Origin of the sequence: Bradyrhizobium sp. CCGUVB1N3 (assembly GCF_024199925.1) — a bacterium.
Lineage (GTDB): Bacteria > Pseudomonadota > Alphaproteobacteria > Rhizobiales > Xanthobacteraceae > Bradyrhizobium.
In genome coordinates, this window is the sequence record NZ_JANADR010000001.1 from 3,965,483 (window position 1) to 3,977,845 (window position 12,363).

Below are 12,363 nucleotides of genomic sequence, written 5' to 3' on the forward strand. Positions count from 1 at the left end.
CCGAGCTTGTGCATGCCCACGCGAAGAGCCGGTCCAGAATGAGCGTCGTCTGCGTCGAGAGGGGCGCTCTGTCGAAAATGTCAGCAATTGTAAGTTAGGCCCGAACTGGCTGAACAAAAGTTGGGACCGCAGCTGGAACGAGATCTTCCTGAGTGCCGTAGGTGTGGCAACACGAGCTACGCTCGGACTTTGATTGTTGTAGTCGTATTCCCCCTGTTCCTACTGACCGAGATACTAATCCCGCGGTGCTCACAACGGGCTCATGTTCGTCCACGCTCAGGACGCGAAGAGAACCATGCAAGCGACGTGCCCAACTGGAAGCTGCTGATTTCAGCCGCTTTGTCTAGCTGAGCGTAGCGTCAACTTGTCGGCAGTGTCTCAAACCCGACGCCGACGCGCCTACTCTCAAATGATGGCTTATCGGCGGGTACCGAAGCCTCGCGCTTGCTCTCGGCCGCAGCCGATTTTCCACAACATTGACCGAAATATGCGAACCGTTCGAGCGGCCTTCGGGTTGCTATGAGCAGAAGCTCAACATTCCTGTCGCATCGGAAGCGGCAAGTGACGGTCGCTTCGGACGTGGTACTCTGACAGGCCTAGATAGGCCAGTCAGCCGACGCGCAGATTGTCGGCAGCGGTTTTGCCTAGACGTTGTCTGCTGCGAAGAGGACTCCACAAAACGAACTAGCAAGGTTCGCGCCGCTCAAGCCTGAAATCCCCGCAATCTCAAACGCCATCAGAGAAACAAGCTCCCGCTCAATCGTTTAGAGAATTGTTCACGGGCGACGGTCTACCCGTGGCACCCGTCAGCCAAAGAAAGACCGCCCTCGATAGCAATCGGTCGGATGTAATAGGTCCGCCGCGGCTCCCGTTCGAGCAACTCTCCCGACTTTTCGTCCACGGGATTGCCATGCTGGTCCGTTTGGCACCGTAATCAGGCGATTGAGATGAGTCTCGATTTCACGAAGGGTAGCAATGATCGGCGTTCCAATGGGGCAACGAATACCGTGGAATACGTCCCATGCGGAACGAGGGGCTGACTATTGAAGGAGACGCCCCTTCTTCCTGGCTCTTCATTGTGCCAGCAATGTCGCGTAAGCATCTTATTCGGTCCTCTCTAAAGGAAAAATCGGGCATGCAAACAGGCGCTCGCAAGTCGCGGCGGCCGGTTTGAGACGTGGCGCGAGATCACTCCACTCACTGCGAAGGTAGTCGAGCACTTCCTTGCCGTCCCCACCTAGCCTCTCGAGTGCCGCGATCAGGCGCAAGCGGACTGTCGGCGCAAAAGGATTCTCCGTCTGGATCTCAGCAAATGTCTCGGGCGTGCCGGTCAGCATGCGCCCGACTGCGGCCAGGAGAAGGTGATAGGGGGGCGGACCAACCTCAAGCGGAAATGCGGTGTCCTCGTCGCGAAGGATGCTCGCGAGCGACAGGAGCAGCGCATGCGTAGCCAGCTGACGCTGCGCAAGCAGTTGGTCGTGAGCTGCGGCATCGAGTGCGACAAGGCTCGCAGCCGTGTGCCGTAGAAGCTGCAGAAAGGCTTCGAGCCTCGGCCCTGATCTATACGCGACCACCGCGACTGGACGATTTGCCCAACCGAGCTCCGGGCCAAACAGTGGATTGAGGCCAAGATACTCCACCTCGCGAGGTAAGGTAGCCGCCCAGGAGGCGGGTCTCGTCTTGACCGAAAGCGTCTCGATCAACAGTGTGTCGCCCTTGAGCTGCCGACAGACGGATTTGAATGCGGCTTCTGCTACCGTGAACGGCAAGGCAAGAACGACAATATTGGACTCCGCAATGGCGGATTCGGCCTCCTGCGTCAGGTTCATCGCATCGCTCACGATCAGGTCCTTATCTATGTCAGCCACCCGCCCGTGATCCACGAAGCGTATGCGTCCGCCGGACGTTTTGAGAAGCTCGGCGAGCTTCAGCCCGACGCGTCCGGCGCCTATGATCGTGACTTGTGAACCTTGCATCATGTGTTCCCGCCTGTTCGCGATTAGAGCGTTTGCGACGCTTCAACTGCTACGCAGCTTCAGCCATCAATTGAGGAGCATGCTCTCCCTCGCAACGTCAATCACAATTCATGCCACGTCTAAACTTGCGAGGCCGTTCCAGCGGGCAACCTCACCAGAGCGAACAGGGACAATCAATCCGGAATCGGCGTGGATTCGATCAATCAGAAACGCGCCATCTCATTCGTCGACCTCACGAGCGCACAAGTTCTGAGACCTGGGAAGTCGGCTCACTGCCCTGACACAAAAGAACCAAATCGAGGCCTCAAGAACAGCAACCATAATATGATCGATCCCGCGAGATTGCGACCGTGGACTCGCGGTTGTCCGGATCGTCTGAAGTCGTACTTACTCCGAGTTTGCTATCCATCGCTTCGGCGTTGCATTCTCTTTCGATCGGACAATCAGGCCAAAGCGACCTCATCGCACGAGCGCCAACAAACCCTCTACCAGCAGGTAAGCTCTGGGTTACCGACAAGGTTCTTCAGAATTCTCTGATCGAGCTCCGCCAGCTCAGCCTTACACTTGGCTATATCCAATTGAGCGCGGAAGAGTGTGGCTTTGAGCTCTTCTCGCCGTCTCAATTCTTCTCGAAGTTCGCAGCGCCCCCGCATCAGGCGTCCCCCGTTTGATAACCATTACCACTCAAGACTAGGAATCGTAGACCTCCAACTCTAGGAGGGATTCGTTATTTGAGTAGCGCCAAAGCAAGCTCGCGGTCACTCGAGTTCCACATACGTACAACGTCGTCGACGGAACCTATCAGCTACATTTTCTGGAGGCCAGTTCCGCTTGAAGAGAATGCTCCCTGATTGGCAGATGCAACGCGGCAGCCAGCAGGGCGAGGAACATGTCTACAACCAGCATCAGCGTGTAGACGCCAGTGGCATCAAAGACCAAGCCTCCAAGCCAGGCACCAAAGAATGCTCCGACTTGGTGACTTAAGAACACGATACCGTAGAGCGTTGCGAGATAGCGCGTTCCATAGATGTGTCCCACCAATGCGCTTGTCATGGGCACGGTTCCCAACCAGAGGAATCCTATCACGATGGCAAAGGCGTACAGCGTAACCTCGGTCCACGGCACGGTGAGAAAAACTGCGATTCCGAACGCACGCAGGAAATAGGTCGCGCTCAAGACGAGCTTTTTGGGCCAGCGCCCGGCAAGCAACCCAGCCCCGTACGCTCCCGCAATATTGGCCAAACCGATCAGAGAAAGCATATTGGCGCCAACGGACGTCGGAAATTGACATGTCGCGACAAGGCCCGGCAGGTGCGTCGCGAGAAACGCGAAGTGAAAGCCGCAAGTGAAGAAACCTGCATTGATGCACCAAAAGGTCGAGTGGCCGAATGCTTCGTTGATCGCGCCGGTCAACGATGCGCTGGACCCGCCGTCTGCCTCAATTTCGGTGGGGCCCTTTAGAGGAGGAGCGAGCGGTGTGATCAGGAACGCGAGAAGCCCGAGAACGATCAACGCGGCCGACCAATCATACAAACGAGTCAGAAACTGCGCCGTTGGTACTATCGCGAACTGCCCGAACGACCCGGCCATGGTGACGATCACCAACGAAAGTGTGCTCCAACTAGGAGGAACGCGGCGCGTGACTGCACCGAATACAATCGGAAATCCAGTTGCACTCGCCGCAATTCCCATCAGCACACCAACACCCAAATAGCACTGCCCAACGGCCTCGGCGGTTGACATCAGGACAAACCCGGCCAGAAACAGCAAGCCGCCTGATGCCAACACGCGGGCGGTACCAAACTTGTCAGCAACTGCGCCGGCGAGCGGTTGCGTGAGGCCCCACAAGATCTGCTGCACGGCAATTGCGAGCGCGAACTCTCCGGCAGTCCAATGCAGTGTATGGATCATCGGTTGGAGGAATAGCCCGAGGCTTTGGCGCAAGCCCATGTTCAACGCCAGTATTAGGCTGGCGCTAGCAAGCGCGACCCACGCGAGCCGGTCCCAGGATCGACTATTGTCCAGCAAGGAACGTCCTTTCGGGTCTACCATCACAACAACCACCCGACGAATCGAGGCCCCCGCCTGCCGAAGGAATATTCGAATAGTCCCTGCCCACTACGTCGAAGAGTCACCCAGCGCCTTTGCGAAGCGCATTGTTGTGAAGGTGAAGAGAATTGAAGTTCTATCGACGTCGTAACCGAAGCGCTAAAGTCGCACGAAACAGTGCTTGTTCTTCTCCCCGTTTGGAAGCCAACCAGTCTGCCAGTGGGTCGCTCGATACGGTTTCCCCGGTAGGCAGACCAGAAGCCCGGTCCAGATACCAGTCAATCGCCTTGCGATCCCAACGCTGTGTGCCGGGGATCGCCCCGGGCACATACCCTTCTGTACCCACATGTTGAACGCGCCCTCGGAGCAGCTGCAATATGCGGCTGCATCGGCCTTGGTGAAACCCCGAGGGTCGATCTGGCTGGCGCGTTTTATCCGCTCCGAACGCCCCAACTCGGCGGGCGAAAGCGCTGTCTCTACCACGCGCCGCCAACTTCAACTTGGCCAGCCTCAAGCGGCAGAAGCTGAAGCGGCAGAAGCTGACGACCGAATGTATTGTCCCGAAAAAGCTTCGCACAACTACCAGGACTGGTCGTCGCCAGCGGATCAGTCTCAGCGACTGGGAGCAACGCGGGCACGACTCGGCGCCAGGTCGATTGGGATAAGGATCGGGCGCTGTCCCTACCGCGCCCGCGCTGCCAATCGAGGTTAGCAGCGGACGTGACTCGGCGCTTTGTCCGGTCCTGGTAAAGCGCTGTCCCTGCCACGCGCCGCCAATGGTTCTCTATCCGGGCGAGCTTTCCAAAAGCTGACGAGACCCGCGCGGCAATTCAAAAACGAAAAGCGGCCCGTATGGGCCGTTTGCCGTCGAGACTGAGAACGCTGCGCCTCCCGACTGATGCAAGCGCGATACGGCCGCCAGAGCGCGTCGCTAAAAGGTAAGCGGCAAGCTGAGGCCGTCAGGTGGCGTGGTTCCATGGCATAAGCGCGTCGATTTGGCTACTCGGCCAACCGTTGGCGATACGCCGAAGCGTTAGGGTGAGCCAGGCGAACGGATCGACGTGGTTCATCTTCGCCGTCTGCAGCAGTGTGGCGACGCTCGCCCAGGTCCGTCCGCCGCCATCCGAAGGGGCTGCATGATGCAGGGATTTCAAGCAACGAAGTTCGAGTAACATATCCGTTCCATCCCGACGCCGGCCGAGACCTGGTCATTCTCAGCGAACAAATCCATGATGGCCGTCGCCACTTCACAGTTCGCCGCGAGAACGGTCGTCTCCATCTTCTGCCGGCATGGATGACGGAGCCCGAAGCAGCATCGACGAAAATTGTAGCTGATCCGTTTCTACCGGTAGACCGGCTTCTTGAGCTTCGGACATTTCTTGACGTCCTCGTAACCTCGCGTTGGGAGGAATCGCCTCCCGCTGAGGGAGGAGCCCTTGTCCAAGACGATACAAAAGAGGCAGCAACCGGATCTGTTCGAAACAGCGCGAGCGGAGCATCTACCTCCGGCGGTGCAAGCCGAGGCCGCAAAGTTGCTGTCGCTTCTGCTCAACGAAGCCGTAGCAAAGGTGTCTGCCCCACCCGCCCAGTCAAGTCAGGAGGTGGATCATGACGAAGATCACCACTGATCACCTGGCGCGCAGCGCCGTGGTCTACGTTCGACAGTCCTCGGTCGACCAGGTTGTCCACAACCTGGAGAGCCAACGCAGGCAATACGGCCTTGAGGCTCGCGCTCGTGCACTCGGCTGGAGCGATGTCGAGGTTATTGATGATGATCTCGGCAAGTCCGGCGGCGGCGTTGCAAGACGTGGATTTGAGCGGCTGTTGGCGTTAATCTGCGAGGGGCGCGTCGGTGCGGTGTTTTCAATCGAGGCTTCCCGCCTCGCTCGAAACGGTCGAGACTGGCACACGTTGTTGGAATTTTGCGGCTTGGTCGGCACGCTCATTATCGACGAAGATGGCGTCTATGATTCTCGGTCGATTAACGATCGATTGCTCTTGGGGATGAAGGGTACGATGAGCGAGCTGGAGCTCAGCGTCATTCGACAGCGATCAGTCGAAGCCGTCAAACAAAAGGCCCGGCGCGGCGAGCACTTCACGACGGTCGCGGTCGGGTATGTGAAGACGAAGGATGATCGAATCGAGAAAAACCCGGACGTACGTGTCCGCGAGGCGCTGGATCTCGTCTTCAGGAAGTTTGTGGAGCTCCAATCGATCCGGCAGGTCTTGCTCTGGTTGCTCCAGGAGAAGATCGCGCTACCCTTCGCCGTTGGAGGTTCGAACGATCCGAAAATCGAATGGCGTACACCACGCTACACAACGTTGAATCACATGCTCACCAACCCTGTGTATGCCGGTGCCTACGTGTTCGGACGACGGGGTGTCCGGATGACGATCGAGAACGGTCGGAAGAAGGTAAAGCGAAATCCCCAACGAGATTGGAAAGCCTGGGACGTGCTGCTCCGCGACCATCACGAGGGCTACATCTCCTGGGATGAGTTTATTCGAAACCAGCGTCTCATTGCAGACAATGCCAACGGCAAGAGCTATCTGGGTCGGGGCGCCGTCCGACGCGGCGAGGCACTTCTCCCTGGGCTTTTGCGCTGCGCGCGATGTGGTCGGCGGTTATACGTTCAGTACTCAGGTCGAGGCGGCGACACGCTGAGATATGTCTGCCGCGGAGATTTCACCCAGGCAGCCGTCGCAGCTTGTCTTGGCTTCGGTGGAATGCGCCTCGATCGGATGGTGGCGCGAGAGGTGCTGGAGCGGCTTCAACCACTTGGCGTTGAGGCTGCGCTGAATGCAATGAAAACTCAGGACGCGGAACATTCGGAAAACTTGCTTCAGCTCCAAAGGTCTCTTGAACAGGCGCAGTACGAAGCAAACCGAGCGTATCGCCAATATGACGCGGTCGACCCCGACAATCGTCACGTCGCTGGTGGACTCGAGCGTCGCTGGAACGAGCGCATCCAAGCTGTGCGTACAATTGAGCGAGAAATCGAGGGTTTGACCAGTTCGCCTTCTCCTGGACTTAGCGCCGGCGATCGCGAAGCGCTGCTTAAGCTCGGGGACGATCTGAATAGAGCTTGGCAACGCCCCGGTGTTACGTCGGAGATCAAGAAGAAGATCCTGCGTACAGTGCTGTCGGAAATCATCGTTGACGTGGATCAGGACAATCAGCATCTGGACCTCATCATCCATTGGCAAGGTGGCGATCACACCCGCTTGAAAGTTAAGAAGAACCGTGTCGGCGTGACGCGTTGGACGACCGACACCGAGGTAGTGGATCTTGTGCGCATGCTCGCACGTCAAATGCCTGACTACTCGATCGCCGCCTTGCTTAATCGCTCCGGAAAAACAACCCCGCACGGGGCATCCTGGACGAGAACCAGCGTATGTTCGTTGCGCAGAACCCGCGAGATCGCTCGTTATCGTGAGGGGGAACGCCAGGAGCGAGGTGAGCTCTCGTTAATCGAAGCAGCGGAGATGCTCGACGTCAGTCCATCAACCATACGTCGCATGATCACTGAGGGACGATTGCCCGCGCAGCATTTATGCAAGGGCTCGACATGGATCATCAAACAATCTGATCTCACGCGACCAGACGTAAGCCAGGATGCCTCTCGCAGGCGATCGCGCCGCGGTCGGCCGCCTTGCGACGCCAACCAGAAATGCCTTCAATTCTAAGGAGATAGACAGATGAGTAGTATGAAGCGCCCTCGTCACTACCAGCGAAGAGACTATTTTTTCTCGTAATCGTTTGCGGCCTGATGGCGCGTTCGACGATGTTCGAATCGAGCTCGATGCGACCATCGGTCAGGAAGCGTTCGAAGATGGCACGGCGCGAGACGGCGTAGCGGATCGCCTCGGCCAGTTTTGATTTGCTGGAGATTCGCCGCAAGGTCTGCTCCCAGAGATCGAAGAGATCTGCAACGACCGCCGCGGAGGCTTGCTGGCGCGAGGCAACGCGTGTGTCGGGGTCACGACCACGCACGGTCTTCTCGACCTGCCAGAGCTTTGCCATCCGCTCGATTGTCGTCGTTGCCACTCTCGAGCTCCCTGCAACGTGCAGCTCGTAGAACTTGCGCCTGCAGTGTGACCAGCAGCCAGCCAATGTGATGCCATCATTGCCGCGATCGGGGCGCGCCAATTTGTTATAGGCGGCATAGCCGATGGAGTGGACGCCCCCCGACGGCATCAAATGTGCCATAGTGCGGGTGTTTAAGACCGGCAAGGAGGACGTCCGTGGACGAGATTAGCATCATTGGTTTGGATTTGGCAAAAAACGTATTTCAGATCCACGGCGCAAGGCCAGACGGGAGCGTCGTTCTGCGCAAGAAGCTCAATCGCGGCAGATTGCTCGAGTTTTTTGCCAGCTTGCCGATCTGTGTGGTCGCGATGGAGGCCTGCGCAAGTGCCCATTACTGGGGACGAGAGATCGGCAAATTTGGTCACGATGTCCGGCTGATCAACCCCTCCTACGTGAAGCCCTTCCTCAAGCGCCAGAAGAACGATGCTGCAGATGCGGAAGCGATCGCCGAAGCCGCGTCTCGATCAACGATGCGCTTCGTCGGTGTCAAGAGCGCCGAGAAGCAGGCTTCTTCCATGGCATTCAAGGTTCGCGACCTGTTGATCCGGCAGCGCACGCAGACCGTCAATGCGCTGCGCGGACATCTTATGGAATACGGCTTGATCGTCCCTCAGGGCATCAGACACATCCCCCGTTTGAAAGAGCTGATGGCAACCTATCCAGACCTGCCCGATCTCGCCCGGGGTCTTTGCCAGGATCTCCTGAAGCATGTTGAATCCCTGTCGGAGCAGATCGCAGAGCTGGAGAAGGGACTACGGGCTCGTGCCAGACAGGACGATGTCGCCTCACGCTTGATGACTATTCCGGGGATCGGCGCAATCTGCGCCACAGCGATGGAGGCCTTGGCACCCTCGGCGGAGACTTTTTCCAAGGGCCGTGATTTTGCGGCCTGGATTGGTCTCACGCCCAAACAGAATTCATCCGGAGGTAAGGACAGGCTCGGCCAAATCTCCAGGATGGGCCAACGAGATCTCCGACGCCTGCTTGTTCTTGGTGCAACCGCCGTGGTGCGATGGGCAAGACGATATGGAGCGCCAGCCGGATCCTGGCTGGCGAGAATGGTTTCGAAGAAGCCCCCAAAGCTGATCGCAGTCGCTTTGGCAAACAAATTAGCGCGTATCGCTTGGGCCTTGATGGCCCGCGGTGGCGTTTATCAAGCTCCGGCGTCTGTCACTGCATAACGCAAAGCCAGAGGCCGCGAGACGTCGGGAATGTGGTAAGGTCTAACGGAGGATTATGGGCAATCGGTCAGAGACGGGATTGGAAGAATCATTAGGTGGATGAGTGCCAACAAGCACGCTTAGCCGAATTGGATCCGATCCACGCATTCCATAAGGGCCCGCGACGTGTCGAAGTCGCATCACGAGGCCGGACACACGTCAGCACCCGACCACATGCCTGTACCGAAGTGAGATTTTGCTTGCATTTACTGGGGCGTCCACACACGTGATTTTGTCGTCAGTATCTGTGGCAAAGGAGCAGTGTGCAAATTCCTGCAGGAAATGCGGGTAGCCCTCTGACAAGTTGGCAATTAGCCGCTTGGCATCGTCATCTATTTCGATCGGCGTATCGCTATTCGTGTTTGCTTGGTCGATGCCACGATCAATGACCATCATTCGCTCGGCAAATTCGAGCGGTTTTAGCTCCAGGATGTTGAAGATCCGCAGACTCGATTCATGGGAGTCTTTCAATTTCTGCATAAGGTCAGGTAAGCCACTAAGGCCGATGCACACTCGCTCGCATCGCCGGCGCGACAAGCGCTCTGTCAACAGCTTGCAGAACTGTCCTAGGTGAGCATCACTCGGCGGTCGGTCCGACTCATCGATCAAGATCAGTACCCCCTCAACCGCTCCGAGCGATTCTTCAATCAAGTCCACAAGAACATCGGTGAGTTCATCGAGCCTCCTGTTATTTGTTGCAAGAGGTTGGGGGCGATCGTATCTCACGCCCGAGATCTGAAACCGGCTTAGAAAGTCCCAAGCTTTCTTACAGTTTTCGAGGAGTGGTTGTCTGTTTGCAATTTGCCGCTTTAGTTCGGCGAGAATGGCATCGACGATATCGTCGTATCCCATGGCGGCATGAAGCTCCGTATTTACTACCACGAAGCTCAGCCTATTCTTGCCATCATAGGTAAAATCCCCCCGTGCCAAGTAGTCTACCCATAAGCACAAGGACGACTTGCCGATCCCTCGCTCCCCCTCAATGATAAAATGCTGAGGATTTCCGTTCCTTGTCTGCAATAGGGACTGCTCAACAACCTCGATCTCTTCGATGCGTCCTACGAACGTTCCAGGCGAAATGACGCTGCCAGGTCGAAACGGATTTAATTTTGGCATGTCGACACCATTGAATTTCCCGCGGCCCGACGAAATCGCCGACGCCCGCGAGAGACGATGACACGCGGGGGGAGCAAGTGCGATAGCATTCGCGCTTGTCCCACCTATTCACAGGGGCAGCCGGAGGGCGAGCGCAAGCCCGCCGATCAGGCCGAAAAAATCTCGATGATCTGCTTGGAAGTTAACCGGCCGCTACCTAGCCGATCGCGCATCGGCAAATAGACGCTCAGCATCTTTCGATATCGCGGGAGAGATGTTTGCGTGTGCGAGTTGTTCGTGGCTCCAGGAAGATCTTTGAAACGCCTCAAATGCTTGACCAAGTAAGCAGCGACACCATAATGAGCGTCGTTATTGCCATCGAACCCGGGAAACTTGTCGAGGTCATGTGCGGAATATCCCAATTCGGTCCGGACCTGCTCTAGCTCTGGCAGTTCCTGAAAGTGAAACATGGCCAGGCTGAACATCTCGAGGATGTCGACCGTTTCCTCGACCACTCGCGGCGTTTCATCCGATCGCTCGAACGGTATCCCGGTGAATTGCCAGTCGAAACCCCATAGCTGGTTGGCGTAGATCGTCTGCTCAACGAAATCGGGATCAATGTCCGGTTGGCCTCCCAAGCGCTTCGAGATGTCGGCCAACATCAGAACGATCAGTTTCTCACCATCTGTCATCTTCACGGTTGTAGCCTCCCAGTTGGATACGGGACGCTATCGCAACCTTTGCGCGCACGAAAGCTGATTTAGTCCTTACTCATGCGGCCTGTGGAACCAACGCCACTGCTCACACCAGTTTTGTCCTCCAGACGCCCGATCTTTTGTTTGTGGGATCGAACCTCATTGTTGAGATCGTCCACCTGCTTCCAGAGCTCGATGATAAGGTCAGGCAAGTTAAGCCCCCCGCCTGCTGATGTCTTTAGGTTTTCGATATCCTTTGCTGAGCGGCGAAGCACTTCTGATTCTCCGATTGAGGATCATGACTAGCCTGGCGGTGGGTATGGATCACGCCCATCGGTCCATTCGTTTCTGAACCTGGAGTACTCACCATTGAGCGAAGCTTTCCAGTGGCCCTTATGGCGCGTGTCAAGCTATTGAACGCCAGCCATAAAAGCGTTTCTCCGGCATCGCCCCTATGATCCGGACCTTTGCAAACCTGACGCGGTCGCCTCAACTACCGGATCTGATGGGAGCAACGTAGCGCCTGCACCCCGCCTAATTCCTGCCGGATTGCCGAACAACTAACGGCTACGGTGGTCTTCGCTGGGCGCAATGCCTCGCGCAGGAAGCCGCACGAATAAGCCAGACCTCACATGTGCGAGCTCGTAGGAGTCGCCTGTTTCCTGGCGGTGCTTGTGGTTGGTGTGTATGGGCGTGCGCGGTCGAAGAAAACTGGATCTACGAGAACTGCGGCGGCTGGAGCACATTTGTTTAGCAGAAGCTGAGCACTCGACCCTGGAGCTAGAACGGATCGGGCTACTAAAGGTCGCAGAAGATTGCAGGCGGGCAGCCGAGGAGATCGATCGGAATCGGCCGATGGATAAGGCGCTATTGATCGCGTGGACATGCGTTCTAGTCGTCCTGGTGCTGTTCGTCGCGCTGTACCTTCCGTGGTCGTGAGTGGGGGATGGCCGGCGACGTGGCGCCGGCGACGATCGATGAGGCGCTTGCTCGCGAAATCGCCGTCCGTCACCTCCTGGGACGGAAGCAGCGGAGGTGACACGGCGCCTTGGAGGAGTGCGAACCCGACGCTCCCTACCGCACCCGCGCTGCCAGCGAAGTTTGCGGCGGTGACTCGGCGCTCGCGTAGTGGCGAGACCAGACCCCTGAAGCACTGCCCCTACCACGCGCCGCAAACTTTATTGGCCTTTGCCCTTAGATTAGCAAAGCTGACCACCTCGTTTCCCCGAGAATCTCAA

At 57.3% G+C, this 12,363-nt stretch carries 7 protein-coding genes and 2 pseudogenes; 3 read left to right on the forward strand and 6 right to left on the reverse strand.

Going from position 1 to position 12,363, the window contains the following annotated elements; genetic code table 11:
* Positions 1–1,103: 1,103 nt before the first annotated feature.
* From NLM33_RS18935 to NLM33_RS18945, 3 genes and pseudogenes are all read right to left on the reverse strand, one after another.
* A complete protein-coding gene (locus NLM33_RS18935; RefSeq protein ID WP_254097552.1) occupies positions 1,104–1,979 on the reverse strand; it encodes a prephenate dehydrogenase/arogenate dehydrogenase family protein in 876 nt (291 codons plus the stop codon).
* A 798-nt stretch (positions 1,980–2,777) separates the two neighbouring features.
* Entirely contained in the window at positions 2,778–4,004 is a 1,227-nt protein-coding gene (locus tag NLM33_RS18940) for an MFS transporter (RefSeq protein ID WP_254097553.1), read from the reverse strand.
* 980 nt (positions 4,005–4,984) lie between these two features.
* Positions 4,985–5,158 (reverse strand): annotated as a pseudogene (locus tag NLM33_RS18945) (transposase domain-containing protein); the annotation flags it as partial.
* Positions 5,159–5,461: 303 nt separating this feature from the next.
* Here NLM33_RS18945 and NLM33_RS18950 point away from each other — a divergent pair.
* Both NLM33_RS18950 and NLM33_RS18955 read left to right on the forward strand, forming a co-directional pair.
* A complete protein-coding gene (locus NLM33_RS18950) occupies positions 5,462–5,653 on the forward strand; it encodes a hypothetical protein (protein WP_254097554.1) in 192 nt (63 codons plus the stop codon).
* On the forward strand, positions 5,634–7,712 hold the full coding sequence (locus NLM33_RS18955) for a recombinase family protein (RefSeq protein ID WP_254097555.1): 2,079 nt from the start codon (positions 5,634–5,636) through the stop codon (positions 7,710–7,712). Before NLM33_RS18950 ends, NLM33_RS18955 begins: the two co-directional genes overlap by 20 nt.
* Here the strand turns inward: NLM33_RS18955 and NLM33_RS18960 are convergent.
* Positions 7,618–8,229 (reverse strand): annotated as a pseudogene (locus NLM33_RS18960) (IS66 family transposase); the annotation flags it as partial. The gene NLM33_RS18955 and the pseudogene NLM33_RS18960 sit on opposite strands and share 95 nt — an antisense overlap.
* A 41-nt stretch (positions 8,230–8,270) precedes the next feature.
* Here NLM33_RS18960 and NLM33_RS18965 point away from each other — a divergent pair.
* The gene (locus NLM33_RS18965) at positions 8,271–9,296 is read left to right on the forward strand and encodes an IS110 family transposase (RefSeq protein WP_254097556.1); all 1,026 of its coding nucleotides are present in this window, start codon (positions 8,271–8,273) and stop codon (positions 9,294–9,296) included.
* A 198-nt stretch (positions 9,297–9,494) separates the two neighbouring features.
* On the opposite strand, the gene NLM33_RS18970 is transcribed toward NLM33_RS18965, so the two are convergent.
* A complete protein-coding gene (locus NLM33_RS18970) occupies positions 9,495–10,451 on the reverse strand; it encodes an AAA family ATPase (protein WP_254097557.1) in 957 nt (318 codons plus the stop codon).
* 146 nt (positions 10,452–10,597) lie between these two features.
* Entirely contained in the window at positions 10,598–11,122 is a 525-nt protein-coding gene (locus tag NLM33_RS18975; RefSeq protein ID WP_254105831.1) for a YfbU family protein, read from the reverse strand.
* Positions 11,123–12,363 lie beyond the last annotated feature (1,241 nt).